We start from the raw sequence: 18,394 nt of genomic DNA on the forward strand, positions 1-18,394 counted from the left end.
TAAAGTTTATGAGTGAAAGTAACCGTCGCGAGTTAATTCGCATCGCCGAAGAAATGAACGGGGTCAGCAATGAGGAAACCCGTCAGTTCATTTCGCGCATTGTTGGCGATCTAACAAATCTGAAGCCCTCCATCGCATTTGTCGGGCAGATCAAGGCGGGCAAGTCCCGTTTGATCAACGGGTTTACCGGGCAGGCCGAATACCTGCCGTCGGATGTGAATCCGTGGACAACCGTGATTACCGACATGCATTTCGGTCACCCTTCGGGTCGGACGGCTGGGGCCGAGTTTCATTTCTTTGACAATCGTCAATGGCAGGCGTTGATCGCTGAGGGCGAAGAACTGCGCAACATGTTCCCCGATGACGAGGACAGCTATAAGCGCGAAATGATCGAAGAGCAGGTCGAGGCGATGAAGACCCGCGCCAAACTGCGCTTGGGTGAAAGCTATAAGCACCTGCTGGGCCAGCACCACGATCTGGAACAGCTGACCTCGGACGATCTGTCCCGCTATGTCTGCGCGGGCGATGACCCGACCGAAGAAGGCGAACATGATCCCGGGTCGGATCGCGGCCTGTACAGCGACATCACTCGCAAGGCCGAGGTCTATTTTGACATTGGCCACTTCCCCTTTCCGCTGACCGTCACGGATACGCCGGGCGTCAATGATCCGCTTTTGATCCGCGAGGAAATCTCGCGGCAGTATCTCAGGGAATCAGATTTCTTTGTTGTCGTTTTGTCAGCACATCAGGCGCTGTCACGGGCCGACCTGAAACTGTTCCGCCTGATGCAGGCCTTGGAATTGGGTCAGATCCTTGTGTTCATCAACCGTGTGGATGAATTGGGCGGTGGGGCGGAAGACGCCAACAAAGTGCGGGCCGACGTCATGGACGGCCTGGAAAATGCGCTTGGGAATTCGAACATTGATGTTTTGATGGGCAGCGCGCAATGGGCGCATTACGCCCTGACCGGCGACGACACAGGCATCAACCACGATAACGTTCTGGCCTGGTTGCGCGCACATCCCGAACAGATGAAACAATATCTGGACGGGGTGGAGGAAATCAAGCAGGGCCCCGGCCCGATCAGCCGCGAAGGTGTTCTGCGATTTGCGGCCATGATCGCTTCGGGCCTGCCCGATCTGCGTCGCCACGTCACCAGCGCATTGACAAATGGCCCGCGCGACGAGCAGCTGCGCATGGCGTGGCAGCACCTCAACAGTTTCGCGCAAGGAGAGCTTGAGCGTTCCAAGGCGCATCTACGCGCGCTTGAGGATGACAGCACTCCCGCCGCGGACAGTGCGGATGAAAACGGCAAAACCCTGTCTGAATTGCGCGCGCTTGTCGCTGAAAAGACATCTGAAATCGTGAACGGCATGGATGATGTGCTGGCCAATCTGCGCGGTGTTATGGACGATACCGTGGCCGAGGCGGTCTCGGCCGTTGTGCGGGGCCCGAACGGAGACTCGCCCCTGTTGGCCAAGGGCGGCGATACAGAGCTGAACTTTACACCCCTGCGTGACCGTATGCGCGAACTTGTTCAGGGGGCCACACAGGTCGTCCGCCAAAGAATGCTGAGCGAGCTTTATGCCGTCGATATGCAAAGCAACGCCGCATTGCGCGCCCTGCCCGGCTGGCAAGAACCCACGGACAACAGGATGAACACCAGCGCCGTGCGCTGGTTCCGCCCGGACACTACCGCGCTGACACGGGGCATCACGGTCGAATTGCGCATCAACTGGTTGTCACGGTTGATTTCACGCAAAAGCGTTGTGTCGCGCGCCGAACGGATGATCGTGCAGGAATTCGAATTGATCGGCGACGATCTGGTGGATACCGCGCGCGGCGATCTGATGGAACGTTTGAACACTGTTCTGGATCATTATCTGGCCCTGCTCGCCGGACATCTTGAACATCGGGTCGGAAGCAGTGAAACCAATGTTCGGGCCAAAGCACAAACCGCCTTTGATCAGGCGCAGCGCGTGACCGAAGAACTGGGCGCGGTTTTCAGCCCGGAACAAGTAGATAAAAGACTAGCAGAGGCAGCGGAATGATTGAATTTCCCGGGACCGAACAGGAAGTGAGACAGCTGGAGCGCTTTCTGAACGCAACGGAAGCCCAACCCGCCGACGCGGCGCTGGATGAGATGCGGGACCGCGCCCTTGCCCATGCCGAACGGCTTTCCAACGCGATCAACATCGGTTTTGCCGGGGAATTTGGTGCCGGGAAATCCAGCCTGGCAAACATGCTGGCCGGGGCAGATATCCTGCCAACCGGCCCGCAACACCTGAAACTGCCGCTGGTGATTGTCGCCTATTCCGACACCCCCGAAACCACGGTTGGCTGGTGGGGCAAGGAACCCAAGGTGTTTTCCGGCATCGCGCTTGAAAAAGCCGCCGCGGAAAATCCCGATTTCATATCGGTTGGGTTGAACACCCCTGCGTTGCAGGAAATCTCGCTGTTTGATCTGCCGGGGTCCGGTGCGCTGGACGATACCTATAAACCCACGCTCGATTTGCTGAAATTTGTCGATTGCGCGATCTGGTGCACCAATGGCACCAACGCCTGGCGCGAAACTGAGCGGCACCTTTGGGCACAAGTCCCCCAAGAACTGCGCGCCAACAGCCTGCTGGCCGTCACACATGCGGACCTGCCGCCTGTACATGATGCGCTGGACCGTGTTCTGGCCCGGCTCAACAAGGAAAAAGGCGACTTTTTCAGGTCTGTTGTGCCCATCGGCACCCCGGTTGCGGTGCGCGCCATGGCGCAGGAACCCGAACCGGACTTTGCCCTGTGGGAAACCTGCGGCGGGCAGGATTTGGCGGAACAGGTTCTGCAGATTGCCTCCGACCGCCGGTTGGTTGATCTCAAGGCCGCGCAGGCTGATCTGAAGCGGGATTTCCTGCCCTATCTCGAAGAATTGCAGGGGTCGGACGCCGAGCCAGCTCAGCCAGAGATGGCGTCGATCCAAAATGCGATCGAATCCACCCTGCCCCCGCTGAACAACCCGATCCTCGAAGATTGGCTGGCCGCGATCACAAGCATCTACGAGGATCTTCGCGAATCTTCGAACATCGAACCCGCCGCGTTCCTGAACAGTTGTCAGGAGATAGTCGAAGATTTCGCTGAACGTCTGGAGCAAGGCGGTGAAATCGACCCTGATGCGGATTGGATTCCTGCCGAGTTTGAAAAGGCCACGGATTTGCTGTTGCTGTTGCAATTCGAAAGCGGCGATGCCCCGCTGAAGGATGCGATCAGCATTCTGGCACAGCTCAGCGACAACCTCGCTTGGGCAGGCAGCCGGGTCGATTCGGTAGAGCCGAAAACCGGCACCTGAAAATTTCTCGTTAAGATTGAGCTAGCGCGCAGCGATTCGAAACCCTCAGAATCGCTGCGCGATTGTTTCGAATCCGTCGACCAATTCGGGAAAAACAAGCGTTCAGTCCGCGAATATTATACGCTGTAAATCTACATATAGATACTGAACGAGGCGATATACTACATATTGATTTTTGCGACCCACGATCCTTAGTGAAGCCATCAGGCGGCCCCAATAAAGTCAAAATTGAACCGTCTAACCGTCTCAAGTGTCCTGCGGTTGTGTTTGGTTGTGAGTTCGTGGGCTGTTTACCCGGTTAAAAGACACCGCAAAACGATCAGAACGGGCGGAAAGAAATGAGCCACAACCAGGCTGTCGGTGCATCGCACGACGAACCGAAAATTGAAGGTCTGCAACCAGGCGCCAAGCTGTTGCGCGGGCAATATGAAATCCTTCGCTTCCTCAGCAACGGTGGCTTCGGGATTACCTATCTGGCCCGCGATAGCCTGGAACGCGACGTTGTCATCAAAGAATGCTATCCGTCCGCGCTGTGCCGCCGAAATGGCGATCTGGTCGAACCTGCCGATCCTCAGCACAAAGACGATCTGCGTTCCATCATCGACCTGTTCATTCAGGAAGCCCGCAATCACGCACGGTTGGTGCACCCCAACATTGTCGACGTCCATCAGGTGTTCGAAGACAACGACACCGCCTACATCGCGATGGACCTCATCCGCGGATGCGATCTGTTGGACTATGTGGAAAACCCCGAAAACAAGACCGGTCCGGATTTCATTGTTCAGGTCACCGAAAAGATGCTGTCGGCGGTTTCCTTCATCCACCAAAGCGGCATGTTGCATCGCGATATCTCGCCCGACAACATCCTGATTGACGAAAACGGCGACCCGATCCTGATCGACTTTGGCGCCGCACGGGAACAGGCGGCAAATCAGTCGGCAGCTCTGTTGACCTTGCGCGTGATCAAGGACGGGTATTCGCCGCATGAATTCTACGTTCGCGGCGCCGACCAAGGCCCCAGCAGTGATCTGTATGTTCTGGCAGCCACCCTGTATCACGCAATCAGCGGCGAGCGCCCGATTGATGGTCAGACCCGTCTGAACGCCTTTAACAACAGCCAGGACGATCCCTACACCCCGCTGACCGGGCGTTTCAAAGGCTACCCCGAAGGGTTCCTGGAAGCGATTGACAAGGCGATGGAGGTGCACGCCACCGATCGCCTTCAGAACGCGCTGGACTGGCTGCGCATGTTCCGTGGGGCCGGGGTCATGTTCGATACGTTTGCGTATCGCCCCGTCTCGGTCATCGTTGGCATGGATCGCAAGGATGAAGAGGCCGAAAAAGCCCGGATCAAAGCTGAAAGCGAAAACGCCGAGGCGGTCGTCACAGCCCTGCTGGCCGGTAACACCGACATCGCGTTGGGCAACGAAGACAAGAATGGCGATGAGTTGGCTACGTTCACCGCCAAGGACGAAGCCGCCGTTGCGGTCGATACCGTCGTCAAAAGCGGATCGGGTGGCAGCGGCAAAATGATTGCCGGTATCGCGGTCGTCTGCGCTGCCTTGGCAGCCGGCGGGTATTTCGTGGTCTCTGGCGAAAAAGAAACGCCCGAGCCAGAGGTCGCCGCTGTTGCAACTCCGGCACCGGCGGAAACGGTTGATCAGGCGGCCCCGGCGCAGGAAGCGGTTGACCAGCCCATTGAAATCGCAGCCACACCAGAACCAGCGCAGGTCGAACCAGCGCAACAGCCTGTCGAGCAGGCACAGGCGGACCCGGCAGTCACAGAAGAGGCCGAAGCCCAGACAGCCGAAACCGCAGCGCTAGAGCCGACCCCGTCCGAACCGGCGAAACCGGTTAACGTTGCCGAGACACAGGTCGCATTTTCCCATTGGGACGTGGACATTCCGTTTCAGACATCCCGACGCCGCGCGTCCACGGGCAGCGTGATTGCTGTGACCGGGGTCGATCCGGCGCAAGACATGTCCGTGATCGGAGAGTGGGTGAAACGGGGTGCTGCGATCTATACCCTGAACGGCAAACCGGTGCAGGCAGACACAAGCTTTGCCACACAGGTTCTGAGCGACCTGACCGTTGACCCCGACGGCTATATCCGCGTCACCGCCCGATACCGCCCCTTGGGCAAAACGCGGGCACAAAATGGATTGCTGGCCCTGCCCGCCAATCGGATGCTTGGTCTGGAAAACGGATATGTGTTCACGATCCAGAACGCAGACGGCACGGGCTGGACGACGGTTGCAACAACCGTTCCTGCGGACGCAGCCGGCAGCATTCAAAAGGGCGATGTCCTGATCTCAGAGACGCAGACCGGCGTGGCGCTGGACGGGTCGGAAAGCCTGGACGCCATTCTGACCGATCTTGTCTCCGAAAATCATCCCGAAGCCCAGCTGACTGTCATGCGCAACGGGGCCGAGACAGCTGCCGTGATGCCATTGAAGCAGGAGTGATCAGACCGGTTCCAGTACAAACCGCCAGCGCGTGTTTGCCAAGGGTGGCACCCGAGAATTCGCCACCCAGACGGGGACCGGCCCGTCGCGAAAGAAAATAGTGATTTGGTTTTCCAATCATGAGCAGCCTTGCGCCCCAAAGCGCAAAGGAAAGTAGCAGCCCCACCGGTCAAATGACCTGTGCCCAGAAACAAAGGTGTCGACACCATGTTCAAATATAAAAGCCCTCTGAGCCGGCTTCTCGAAGGTGCCGGCAAAGCCAAAGAAACCGAAGCGGAAGAAATCCAGACGCCCGAGGTCGAAAAGCCCGAGCCGATCGCGGATTTCAACGCGCTGCGCGAAGCCTTGGCTGGCGGCAACGTAACCTCGGACAGCTATGAAGAAGCCGAGGAACTGATCCCGGAAGACAAGATGCCCGCGTTTTCCGAAGCCCGGGACGAGGCAAGCGTCGCGCCCGCCGACGAGGTTGTCGTGGCCGAAGTCATCGCCGAGGTTCAGGAAGAACCCGTCGCTGAAACGCCCGAACTGGAAGAACCGGAGCCCGTCGTGACACTTCACGTGACTGAAGAGGTCGACGTCGAAGAGGATGAGATCATTCTGGTCGAGACAACTCAGGCCGAACCCGAAGTTGAAACTGCACAAGCCGATCCCGTGGTCGAGGTTGTCACCGAAGACCCCGCGCCGGAACCGACCCCTGAACCGCAACCCGCAGCGCCTGCCGCCGAGCGTCGCGGCCGCGTCAAAACCACGTTCTTAGGGTTCGAACGGGCAGACACCCACGTTCAGGATCTGATTGAAACCGCCGAACCCGTCGCTAAGACCGAAGCCGCGCCCGAAACTTTCCCAGTCGGCTGGCTGGTCGTCACGTCAGGGCCGGGTCGGGGCGCTTGTGTCACTCTGACCGAGGGTCTGATGCAGATCGGGCGCAACGATGATCAGGCGATTCAGCTGGATTTCGGGGACACCGGCATTTCCCGCAGCAACCACGCGGTGATTGCCTATGACCCCGAAGATCGCAAATGCTATCTGGGCCATGGCGGCAAGGCCAATCTGGTACGTCTGAATGGCAAGCCCGTGCTCAGCACTATTGCGCTGGCCAGCGGTGACCTGATCCGGATCAGCGAAACTTCCCTCCGTTTTGCCGCCTTCTGTGATGATGGCTTTGATTGGCGGGATTCCTGATTGATGCTGGCGACCCCGGCATATGATATTGCGCTGATCCTGGAAAAGGGCCGGCGCGACTCGCAGGAAGACGCGATTGCGTCGCGCGTGTTCGACACCGCGAATGCAGCCTATATCGTGGTCGCCGACGGAATGGGCGGACATGCCGCCGGTGAAGTTGCATCAGAACTGGTGATTGCTGCATGGCGCGGCACATTGGACACCGAGCTTGAGGAACAGACCCCCCCTGAAGCTGCCTTGTTGGACGCCCTTCCCCTGGCCGCCATGCAGGCCAACGCCGCCATCGCAAACCATTGCGAAGATCAGGGCGCGGGCTTCAACATGGGCGCAACCCTGTTGGGTGTGCTGTTACTTGAACGGCGGGTATTTTGGATTTCCATCGGTGACAGCCCCATGTACCTGTTCCGCGACGGCACGTTGAGCCAGCTCAACGAAGACCATTCCATGGCACCGCAGATTGACGCACGCGTGGCCGAGGGCACGTTGACCGAAGCCGAAGCGCAGGCGCATCCCGACCGCAATCAACTGACATCGGTCATCATGGGCGCCGCGATCCCCAAAGTCGACTGTCCGGTGGACCCCTTTGTACTGGAACCCTCGGATGTGCTGATCCTGGGCAGCGATGGGTTGCAATATCTCAGCGATGCCGAAATCCAGTCGATCCTGCGGGACAACGCAGACGCCCTGGCACAGGACATCGCCGGTGCGTTGTGGCAGGCGCTGCGGGCCAAAGACGATCCGGATCAGGACAACACGTCAATCGCCATCGTGAAACCAACAAGAAACTAACCAAGGCAAAGCAACAGGACCCATGAGACCCAATCTTATCATATCCAGCCTGGCACTTGCTGCCGCTGCAGGCGCAGCCTCTGCACAAGAGGCTTGCTCGACCTACGAAATTCAGCGCGGTGACAGCCTTCGGGAACTGGCCATCACGGTGTATTCAACGGAAGATTTCCGCATCATCTTTGACGCCAACCGCGATGTCATTGGAACCAACCCCAACATCATTCGGGTGGGTGACGTGCTGACAATGCCCTGTCTGGAAGACGTCGGCCGCGCCGCCATCGTTCCTGAAACCGAAGCCGAGGCAATGGCCGTCGAAATGGCATCTGAACTGGTCAAGGCAGCAGAAGATCGCGCGGCTAAAGCCATCGCCGAGGCCGAAGCCCGGGTTGCCGATGCAGAGGCAGAGGCCAAAAAAGCCAGCGAGGATGCGGTGATCGCCGCAAAGGCAGCGGCAAAAGACGAAATCGAAGCTGCACGCGCCGAAGCGGCCGCGCTGATCCGCAACGCCGATACCGGCGAGCGCCCCGAGATCCGCGACCGTCAACTGTTGCTGATCACGGGTGGCAACTACGCCCCGTTTACGGACGAGGATCTGCCGAACCGTGGTCTTTACACCAATCTGGTAGAAACGGCGATGTTTCGGGCCGCACCGGAGCAGGCGTATAAAATCCAGTTCGTCAACGACTGGTCTTCGCATCTGGACCTGCTGATGCCAACACTGGCCTTCGATGGCACCTTCCCATGGTCGCGTCCGAACTGTGAAGAAGCGGCGACCTTGTCGGAAAAAGACCGCACGCGTTGCGAAACCTACAACTTCTCGAACCCGTTCTACGAAGTAGTGGACACATTCTTTGCCCGCGACGGTTCCGGTTATGAGCAGACCCTGACCTATGCCGATTTCGCCGGCACCACGATCTGCCGCCCCGAAGGTTGGTCCCTGTCGCATATGGACTCGGTTGGCCTTTACTCGCCTGCGATCACCCTGTTGCGCCCGGTGTCACCGGATGACTGCTTTCACGCGTTGATGGATGGCTCTGCCGATATCGTCGCGATCGAGGCCCATCTGGCCGCCGAAGCGATCACCCGCCTGGGTTACGAACACCGTATTCTTGAAAACCCCAACCTTGCGGCGATCAAGTCGCTTAACATCATGACTCACAAAGACAATCCGGATGGGGAAGCGATCCTTGAGACGCTCAACCAGGGTCTGGCGATCATGCAACAATCCGGAGAGTGGCGCGACATCGTGTCGACCGCTCTGCGTCATCAAATGGAAAATGGCTAAGGCCCCAACCGGCCTGACAAAAATAAAGTCTGGAGGAAGTGGACATGTATAATTTCAACCTGAAGAAAGTCGTGATGTCGGCAACAGCCGTCACCGCCCTGAGCGCCGGTGCCGCCGCCGCACAAGAAGCGTGCACCAACTACACCGTTGAAGACGGTGACACGATGGCCACCATTGCCATCGCGGCATATGGAACATCGAACTATCAGCCGATCTTCAACGCGAACCGCAACGTCATCAACAACCCGAACGCGCTGGATCCGGGCCTGGTGCTGGCCCTGCCCTGTGAGGATGGCAGCCTGCCGAACGGTCAGTCCGCTCAGGAAATCATCGCAGCGGAAGAAGCACGCGCAGCGACTGTCAAACGTTCGAGCGTCTATCAGCCGCCGATCAAGCTGGTGACGGGTAACGGCTGGGCGCCGTTCGCGGATGAATCGCTGAATGGCGGCGGTTTCATCGCCCGACTGGGGACCACTGCCCTGAACCGTGGCGGCAACGCGCGCGATTACTCGGTCAGCTTCGTGGATGACTGGAACTCGCATCTGGAAACCCTGCTGCCTTTGGGCGCGTTTGACGTGTCGCTGGCTTGGGTGATGCCCGATTGTACGAACCGTACTTTCGAATGGTCGCCCGAGACCCAGACCCGCTGCACGCAGTTCGACTCGTCGGTTCCGGTCTATGACACCGTGTTCGGCGTCTACACCCTGCCGGAAAGCCAGTATGCCTCGGCCACCGGCTATGAAGAGTTCGAAGGCGCAACGATCTGCCGGATGACAGGTTGGGGCCTGTTCGACCTCGAAGCATCCGGTCTGGGTGGCGACGATTACACCCGTCTGGCACCGGTTACGGCCCGCGAATGCGTTGACGCCGTTCTGACCGGCAGCGCGGATATCGCCACTTTTGAGGTTCAGCTGATGTCCGACACCATGGGCGAGATGGGTCTGACAACAAACGATCTGGTGGAAAACCCGTTCGTTTCGACCACCCAGTCGCTGCGCTTTATCGCACACCGCAGCAACCCCTTCGGCAAGCAATATCTGGCGATGCTGAACAAAGGTCTGAACGAAATGCGGGAATCCGGCGAATGGTACGCCATCGTTTCGGACACCCTGCGCGAGCATAACGAGAAACTGATGGCAGCGTCGAACTGATCCCTCGGTTCACCTGAACAAACTGGGCCGGTCTTGTGACCGGCCCTTTTTTTGTCTGGCCACAAAGTGGAACCCGATTTTTCCGCTTCTCATAGTCGTCAAAGCGAAAGCTACGGGAATCCCCTAATACCCGGAAACTTCAATCCAGATACTATGATTCCAACTACACCGGTGAGGCTTCGGTCTCCCCACTCACTCAAAAAGGGGCCGACTTTGGGGGTCGGCCCCTTTTTCTATTTTCACAATCTGACAAAGCAGCCCACGTCCTGCGACGTGGGTTACAGGTTTCAGTCGATGATTGCGTTCAGCGAGGCGCTGGGGCGCATCACAGCCGCAGCTTTGGCCGGATCGGTGTGATAGTAACCACCCAGATCAGCAGCCGCACCTTGCGCTGCAGCCAGTTCACCAAGGATTTGACCTTCCTTTGCTGCCAGTTCAGCAGCAACAGGCGCAAACTCGGCCGCCAGATCCGCATCGTCGGATTGAGCCGCCAATGCCTCGGCCCAGTAACGGGCGAACCAGTAGTGGCTATCGCGGTTGTCGGGCTGACCAACCTTGCGGCTGGGCGACTTGTTGTTGTCCAGAATGCCCTGCGTTGCGGCCTCAGCCGCGGCACCCAGAACACCCGCCTTGGCATTGCCCTTGCTGTCAGCCAGGAAGTTCAGCGATTCACCCAGCGCACAGAATTCACCCATTGAATCCCAACGCAGGTGATTTTCCTCCACCAGTTGCTGCACGTGTTTCGGAGCCGAACCACCTGCACCGGTTTCAAACAGACCGCCGCCATTCATCAGCTTGACGATGGACAGCATCTTGGCCGAGGTGCCCAGTTCCAGGATCGGGAACAGGTCGGTCAGATAGTCGCGCAAAACGTTGCCAGTGATGGCGATGCTGTCATTGCCCGCCGTAATGGTCTCCAACGACTGACGGGTCGCTTCGCGCGGGGCCATGATCAGGAACTTGTCAGCCGCGCCCGCCGCCTCAAGCGCCGGTTTGACGTATTTGATCAGCTCGGCATCATGGGCGCGGTTTGCGTCCAGCCAAAAGATCGCCTCGGACCCGGTCAATCGCTGGCGGTCCAGCGCCAGTTGAATCCAGTTCTCGATAGGGGCTTTCTTGACGGTGCAGGCCCGCCAGATGTCGCCCTGTTCAACGTCGTGGCTGTGCAGTGTGTCACCATTGGCCAGAACGATACGGATGGTGCCATCCGCAGGCGCCTGGAATGTGGTCGGGTGCGAGCCGTATTCCTCGGCCTTCTGCGCCATCAGACCCACGTTGGCCACGGCACCGACGGTCGCCGGGTTCAGCGCACCGTTGGCTTTGAAGAAATTGACGGTCTCATCATAGACACTGGCATAGCAGCGATCGGGGATCACACAGTTGGTGTCACCTTTGGCACCGGCCTCGTCCCAGCCCTTGCCGCCTGCACGGATCACAGCCGGCATCGAGGCGTCGATGATCACATCCGACGGCACGTGCAGGTTGGTGATGCCCTTGTCGCTGTCGACCATATACATGGACGGGCGGTCCGCCTTCAGGGCGTCAATGGCAGCGACGATTTCAGCGTTATCCTTGACGCGATCCAGAAGGTCGCCCAGGCCCGAATTCGGGTTCACACCCAACGCATCCAGCTCGGCACCGAATTTCTCGAACACTGGGGCCAGCCACGCTTTGACCGCAAAGCCAAAGATGATCGGGTCCGACACTTTCATCATCGTCGCTTTCAAATGAAGCGAGAACATGGTGCCGTCTTTCTTGGTGTCTTCAATGGCCTCGGTCAAAAAGGACGACAGTGCCTTGACCGACATAAAGGTCGCGTCGGCCACGGTGCCTTCGGCCAGCGGCCATGCGTCTTTCAGAACTGTGACGCTGCCATCTTTGCCTACAAATTCGATCTTGGCATCACCTGCCTGAGCGGCGGTGATGGTGGCCGATTTCTCGTTTGCGTAGAAATCATTGCCCGACATCGAAGACACTTTGGTCTTGCTGTCAGACGCCCATTCCCCCATCGAATGCGGGTTTTTCTGAGCATAGTTCTTGACCGCCCGCGCAGCACGACGGTCGCTGTTGCCTTCGCGCAGAACCGGGTTCACGGCCGATCCCTTGAGGGCGTCATACCGCGCACGGATCGCTTTTTCGTCATCAGTTGCGGGTTCTTCGGGATAGGCCGGAATGTCATACCCCTGCGCCTGCAGTTCCTCGATCGCGGCCACCAGCTGCGGCACCGAGGCCGAGATATTGGGCAGCTTGATCACATTGGCGTCGGGCGTTTTCACCAGTTCACCCAAGGCGGCCAGATCATCGGTGATGCGCTGTTCTTCGGTCAGGTTTTCCGGGAAGGTCGCAAGGATACGTCCCGCCAATGAGATATCCTTGGTGCCGACACTGACACCCGCGGCGCTGGCGAACTTGCGAATGATGGGCAGGAACGAGGCGCTGGCCAGTTCGGGCGCTTCGTCTACAATGGTATACAATATATCAAAGTTCGATTTATCTGCCATATTCTTTTACCTTTTTTAAGCCTTTCGGGGCGTGCGATCCAAGAGTGTGCCACTTAGCCGTGGCGCGTATGGGGCACGCGTATCCGACCGCCCCAATGGTGACTCTGATTTGACAGGGCCTCCCATAAATCAGGTTGGGCCTGGGATCAATCGCCTTGAGGCGGTGCAAATTGACACGGGTTGGTGAAAACCTGCAGTTTCAGGTGTTTTTCGGGTGATCGGGCCATCCGACAGGATACCTTAACCCTTTTCTGGTGGGTCATACTTTCTGAACCCGCTCGTTTTCGCAAGATGATCCAGGTATTGCGTGATCGCATCATCCAAATGCGGAACTGACCCTGCCACAGCTTCTTTTGTAACGGGAATGCCTGCCTCTTGGATGAGTTTCAACACAAGTGCACGACCGTTCTTTCCGGACTTGTGCAGAAAACTATCTATCTCTGTCTTGGCAATATCCGGTCGTCCAAGCGTTGCATACGCCAGGTACCGATACAGCCATTCCTCATCTTGCCCCAAGACAAGCCAATTTGCGGATTTACGATACCATCTATTGAACAAGCCCATATTGGCTAAATCGTGTTCCAGATGCCGTGCAGCGTATTGCCTGACGTATTTGATGCCTTCGTCCTCTTCACCGATCTTCAGATGAACCAAGGCAGGGATTAACCCTTCATACTCAATTCCGGGTTTCAGCCGCGCAAGATGTGTCACAGCCTCCATGGCACTTTCATGATCGCCGGTATATTTCAAATCAAACCTCACCTGAGCGTCAAACACCCAGGGTTCATCGGGCCATTGCATTTTGGCTTGCCGTAGAAACCGGTCCCCTCCGTCAACTCCGTCTTTTCCGAAATGCGCGATAAACAATCGCGAACCCGCATCAGAATCACCCGGGTCAATGTCCAGAACCTTCTCAAACCCCAGAATTGCAGCAGAATAATTCCCCTGACCGAGGTCAAACTTGGCCTTGTAAAACAACGAATTCCTACCATCCGGGTCTAACTGCAGCCTTTTCAGGTAGTCCGCTTGCGCAGCCTGACTATCTCCCAGAGCGTCCAGCGCCATGGCGCGCCTTAGGACCGAGGTAGCATCATCCGGCTGTAATGCCAAAGCACCGGAATAGTCGGAAATCGCTTTATCATATTGCCGCCCGCAATAGTAAGCCCAGCCACGAGCATTCAGTAGCTTACCCCGTTGTTTCGGGGTAATCCCCTCGGCCTTCATCAGCGTGTTACAGGACGAGACCACATGGGACATGCCGCCCTTGTTGCCCAGACATGATGCAGCCAATCCCGAATAGTTCACCGCCGATTTGGAAGGCGAATTGAACGACAGCAGCAACGTGGCGATTACGATAATCAGGGCGGCAAGGCGTATGTGCATCGAAACTCTCAAAAACCAAATTACTCACCTTAAAGTGGTAACTTGCAGCCAGCACTCAAGAGATTTCCGCCCCAACTATTTGCAAGTGATGCGGAAAATACACACGCCCAAACGCAATGATTGATCAAACGCCCCACGTATCGCTGAGCCGGTAGCCGCCGGGCCAGGGGTCGTCCGGGTCCAGCATGTGCTGATGAGTGCCGGTAATCCAGCCGCGGCCGCTGATCTCGGGGATGATCGCCGGGCGGTCTGCGACATAAGTGTGCCCGACAATCCGGCCGGTGAACCGCGATCCGATGATCGAGGTCGCCTCGAACGTCTGCCCGACCGTCATCTGACCTTTCGCGGCCATCAACGCCATCCGCGCAGAAACCGCTGTTCCGGTCGGTGACCGATCGACCTTGCCCGGCTGGATCGCAACGGCGGATTTACCGGTCAGACCGGCCTCAGATACCGCAAGCGGCCCGCAGAAGGCACAGAAAGAGATGTGGTTCCAATCGGGGTTTTCCGGGTGGGTAAAGCCAAGCTGCTGGTTCGCGGCATTGGTAATCGCCACGCCAAGACGTGCGATATCACGGGCTTCGTCCTGCGCGATGTCGAGCCCAAGTGCCCCGGCATCGACCACCACAAAGCTGTCACCGCCATACGCCGTATCGACGGTCAGGGTACCGATGCCCGCGACTTCAAGCGGAACCGCGATCTTATCGACAAAGCTGGGCAGGTTTTGCACATGGATACGCTCGGCCTTGCCATTGTGGCATTCGGCACGCACGCGCACCAGCCCGCCCGGCGCCTCAAGCGTCATCCGGGTCTCCGGTTCTTGCATCGGGATGATACCGCCATCCAGCAACACTGTGGCAACACAGATCGAGTTTGACCCGGACATGGGCGGCGTGTCTTCAGGCTCCATAATGATAAAGGCGGCGTCGGCCTCGGGGTGTTTGGGCGGGACCAGCAGATTGACATGGCGAAACACGCCGCCGCGCGGTTCGTTCAACATGAAATTGCGCAGGGTCTGGTCCTGCGCAATGAATGCGCGCTGATCCCAGAGGCTTTCTCCCGGAGGGGGCTGAACACCGCCAACAATGACATCGCCCACCTCGCCTTCGGCATGGGCTGAAATCACGTGGATGGTTTTGACGCTGCGCATGTTCTGTCCTTAAAACCGGGTCGCGGAAAACGGGGTCAGCGGTATTTGTGGCGGCTGCCCGTCGACCAAGGCCCCAACCAGTTCAGCCGTGCCCGCCGATTGGGTCAATCCCAGATGACCGTGGCCGAAAGCATAGATAACGTTCGACGCCTGCGGCGCAGCGCCAATCACCGGCAGGCTGTCGGGCAGCGACGGCCGGAACCCCATCCACTGCTTACCCCCGTCTGTATTCAACCCGGGCAGAAACTGCGACGCCTTCTGCAACAGCGTGTCTGCCCGGCTGAAGTTCGGAGGCAGTTTCAGCCCGCCCAATTCAACCGCGCCACCGATCCGCACACCGCCGTTGATCCGGCTGGCCACAAATCCGTGGCCCGAGAACGTCAGATGCATACGCAGATCAAACGCGCCTGCTGGCAGGGTCGTGTTATAGCCCCGCTCGGTCTCAAGCGGGATGTTGTCCCCGAGGGTCCGCGCAAGGTCATGCGACCAGGCCCCGGCGCACAGGATGACCTTGGCCGCTTTAATTTCGCCGTTGGTCAGAGAGATCCGCACGCCGCCATCGGCAGGGCTTATCGCCCGGATGTTCCGGATTTCGATCACTCCACCCCGCCTGCGGAACACCTGTGCCAGATGTTCGACCCATTTTTTCGGATCGACAGAGTTCATCCAGTTCGGAGTAAAACCCGCATGGGTGAACCGGGTGCTGAGGCCGGGCTGTTTTTCGGCAATTGCTTCGCGACTTTCCAGCAATTCGAATTCAATCCCGTGTTTTCGGCGCAGCTCCCACGCAGGCAGGCTGGCGCGGTATTCGGCTGCGCTTTCATAAAGCTGCATTTGGCCGTCGCGCTGCATCATCGGCTCACCATCTACGGCGGCAATCAAACGGTTCAGCGCTGCACTGGACAATTCCATCAGGCTGGCCTGCGCGCGCAGGTGGTTGCCATATGGTCTGGGGCGGCTGGCGCGCCAGAACCGAAACATCCAAGGGGCGATCTGCAACGCATAGGCCGGTGGAATGCTCAGCGGCCCTTGCGGATCCAGCAACCATTTCGGGGCTTTGCGCATGATGCCAGGCGTCGCCAGGGGTTCAACCTCGGAAAACGCAAACGCCCCCGCGTTCCCGGCCGAGGCCTGCGCGGCGATGCCATCGCGATCCAACACCAGAACGGAATATCCCCGACGCTGTAGTTCCAAAGCGGTCGTGATACCGATCACGCCTGCCCCGATGACAACGACCTGCTGGGTCAAAACTCGATCCCTGCCTGAAACGGATCATTGTCGGCGAAGATCAGTTTCGACTCCGCCATGATATGGGCCTGCCCGGTGATCGAGGGGATGATCCCTCCGCTCGGCCCCGGCTGATAGGACAGCCGATAGGCGCTGCCGATGACGCTGTGCTGTACGATCTCTTCACCGGGCGCCAGTTGCCCGTCGGCGGCCAGACAGGCCAGCCGCGCCGAGCAACCGGTGCCACAGGGTGAACGGTCATAGTTGTCATCGGGACACAACACAAAATTGCGGCCATGTACCCCCGGATCGGCTGAGGTGTCCTGAAAGATCACGTGGTCAATCAGCTCGCCTTGTTCGCCTCCGATCCCCTGTGTGACTGAAGCCTTTCGGATGGCGACTGTCATATCGGTAAGGTGCCGAATATTGCCGGGCTCTACCGGAATTGGGCTGGGATCGACAATAAAGAACCAATTGCCACCATAGGCCACATCCCCCGTCACCACGCCATACCCCGGTACGTCCAGCGTCACACCACGCTGGACCCGGCGGCTTTCGATATTTGTGACAGTGACGGTGTTGGCGTCATGCAGCTCAACTGTCACGATACCAGCGGGCGTTTCGATCTTATGGCATCCGATATCAATCCGCCCCAGATGCGCCAGGGTGACGGTCAGGCCGATCGTGCCATGGCCACACATGCCCAGCACCGCGTCCACATCGAAATAGATCACACCGGCCACACAGGACGGATCAACCGGCTCAACCAGCAGCGCGCCAACCATCGCGGGCTGACCGCGCGGCTCCAGCATGACTGAGCGATAGAATTTCTTATGTTCGGTCGCCAGACGCAGGGCACGATCAGCCAAAGGACCCGATCCCAGATCAGGTGCACCGTCAAGGATGACTCGCGTCGGCTCCCCCCCGGTGTGGCTGTCGATCACATGCATTCAGCGATCACCCCGCCCTGTTTGGACCAATCGGCATACCAGTTGCGGAACAGCTCATATTGCTGTTCGCAGTAATTGCGCTGTGCATCGGTCAACTCATCGGTTTCGTTAAAGTGCAGGCGGTATTCATGTTCGCCGTTCAGCACCAGAAGATGCTTGTAATACAGCACCAAATCCGGGCCTTCGTCAAAGCTGGACAAGACCTGAATAGCCTCGGTCAGTTCCTGCGCCCGTTGTCGTGCCTCGGCATTGCCCCGCGCCGCCCGTTTGGACAGCGCTGCCAGCAACAGCGCCTCATGCGGGAGGGCGGTTCCGATCCCGGTGATCGACCCGGTTGCGCCGCAGTTGACAAAACCGTGGTAAACCTCGGTATCCACCCCAACCATCAGGGTCACCTGATCATCCTGGCTGGTGATGTTCTCGGCGGCATAGCGCAAATCATCCTTGCCGCCAAATTCCTTGAAACCGATCAGATTGGAATGTTCAGCCCGCAGTGCAAAGAACAGATCGGCACGGGTGGCAAACCCGTAATACGGGCTGTTGTAGATGATCGCGGGCACCTCCGACGCGGCGAACAGGATCGCCCTGAAATGGTTCTTTTGCGCGGTCGGAGAGCTGCCACGCGACAAAACACGCGGAATGACCATCAGGCCCACAGCCCCCATTTTCTGCGCATGGGCCGCGTGTGCCACAGCGGATTTGGTATTGACGGCGCCGGTGCCGACCACAACCGGCAGCCCTGCTGCGACCAACCGTTCGACACCTTCCATCCGTTGTTCATCAGTCAACAGAGGCCAGTCACCCATCGACCCACAATAGACCACCGCCGACATACCCGCGTCGATCATCTGCTGACCCTTGCGCACCAGCGCGTCGAAATCCGGCGTCCGGTCTACCTTACAGGGGGTCATCAGCGCAGGCATGGTGCCGGTGAAAACACTGGTCGACATCAAAGCTATCCTTCCAAAATTCATCGT

Annotated in this window: 13 protein-coding genes; 7 read left to right on the forward strand and 6 right to left on the reverse strand. The window is 58.4% G+C overall.

The features are described from left to right. The first annotated feature begins 8 nt into the window (after positions 1 to 8). The 7 genes from JT51_RS00165 (at position 9) to JT51_RS00195 (ending at position 10,206) form a co-directional block, all read left to right on the forward strand. Entirely contained in the window at positions 9 to 2,051 is a 2,043-nt protein-coding gene (locus JT51_RS00165; protein ID WP_037306621.1) for a dynamin family protein, read from the forward strand. Next, positions 2,048 to 3,334: a dynamin family protein gene (locus JT51_RS00170; RefSeq protein WP_037306623.1), complete on the forward strand. Its 1,287-nt coding sequence runs from the start codon at positions 2,048 to 2,050 to the stop codon at positions 3,332 to 3,334. Before JT51_RS00165 ends, JT51_RS00170 begins: the two co-directional genes overlap by 4 nt. A gap of 338 nt (positions 3,335 to 3,672) precedes the next feature. Next, positions 3,673 to 5,799, forward strand: a complete 2,127-nt coding sequence (locus JT51_RS00175; RefSeq protein ID WP_037306626.1) for a serine/threonine protein kinase — start codon at positions 3,673 to 3,675, stop codon at positions 5,797 to 5,799. A gap of 207 nt (positions 5,800 to 6,006) precedes the next feature. After that, positions 6,007 to 6,981, forward strand: coding sequence for an FHA domain-containing protein (locus tag JT51_RS00180; RefSeq protein ID WP_037306628.1), 975 nt, complete (start codon positions 6,007 to 6,009; stop codon positions 6,979 to 6,981). Positions 6,982 to 6,984: 3 nt separating this feature from the next. Beyond that, positions 6,985 to 7,770: a PP2C family protein-serine/threonine phosphatase gene (locus JT51_RS00185; RefSeq protein WP_037306630.1), complete on the forward strand. Its 786-nt coding sequence runs from the start codon at positions 6,985 to 6,987 to the stop codon at positions 7,768 to 7,770. A 22-nt stretch (positions 7,771 to 7,792) separates the two neighbouring features. Continuing rightward, positions 7,793 to 9,055 (forward strand): transporter substrate-binding domain-containing protein, encoded by a 1,263-nt coding sequence (locus JT51_RS00190; RefSeq protein ID WP_037306632.1) that lies wholly within the window; start codon positions 7,793 to 7,795, stop codon positions 9,053 to 9,055. A 44-nt stretch (positions 9,056 to 9,099) separates the two neighbouring features. Beyond that, complete coding sequence (locus JT51_RS00195; RefSeq protein WP_037306634.1) at positions 9,100 to 10,206, forward strand: transporter substrate-binding domain-containing protein; 1,107 nt, start codon at positions 9,100 to 9,102, stop codon at positions 10,204 to 10,206. Positions 10,207 to 10,493: 287 nt separating this feature from the next. Here the strand turns inward: JT51_RS00195 and JT51_RS00200 are convergent, their stop codons facing one another. The 6 genes from JT51_RS00200 to JT51_RS00225 form a co-directional block, all read right to left on the reverse strand. Further along, positions 10,494 to 12,707 (reverse strand): NADP-dependent isocitrate dehydrogenase, encoded by a 2,214-nt coding sequence (locus JT51_RS00200; RefSeq protein WP_037306636.1) that lies wholly within the window; start codon positions 12,705 to 12,707, stop codon positions 10,494 to 10,496. A 240-nt stretch (positions 12,708 to 12,947) separates the two neighbouring features. Continuing rightward, positions 12,948 to 14,090, reverse strand: coding sequence for a tetratricopeptide repeat protein (locus tag JT51_RS00205; RefSeq protein WP_037306638.1), 1,143 nt, complete (start codon positions 14,088 to 14,090; stop codon positions 12,948 to 12,950). Between the two features lie 124 nt (positions 14,091 to 14,214). Then, positions 14,215 to 15,240 (reverse strand): trans-3-hydroxy-L-proline dehydratase, encoded by a 1,026-nt coding sequence (locus JT51_RS00210; protein ID WP_037306641.1) that lies wholly within the window; start codon positions 15,238 to 15,240, stop codon positions 14,215 to 14,217. Between the two features lie 9 nt (positions 15,241 to 15,249). After that, the gene (locus tag JT51_RS00215) at positions 15,250 to 16,488 is read right to left on the reverse strand and encodes an NAD(P)/FAD-dependent oxidoreductase (RefSeq protein ID WP_037306643.1); all 1,239 of its coding nucleotides are present in this window, start codon (positions 16,486 to 16,488) and stop codon (positions 15,250 to 15,252) included. Then, entirely contained in the window at positions 16,485 to 17,417 is a 933-nt protein-coding gene (locus JT51_RS00220; RefSeq protein ID WP_037306645.1) for a proline racemase family protein, read from the reverse strand. Before JT51_RS00220 ends, JT51_RS00215 begins: the two co-directional genes overlap by 4 nt. Then, positions 17,408 to 18,367, reverse strand: coding sequence for a dihydrodipicolinate synthase family protein (locus tag JT51_RS00225; RefSeq protein WP_037306647.1), 960 nt, complete (start codon positions 18,365 to 18,367; stop codon positions 17,408 to 17,410). Before JT51_RS00225 ends, JT51_RS00220 begins: the two co-directional genes overlap by 10 nt. Between the last annotated feature and the right edge of the window lie 27 nt (positions 18,368 to 18,394).

The organism is Ruegeria halocynthiae, from assembly GCF_000743705.1.
GTDB classification, from domain to species: domain Bacteria; phylum Pseudomonadota; class Alphaproteobacteria; order Rhodobacterales; family Rhodobacteraceae; genus Ruegeria; species Ruegeria halocynthiae_B.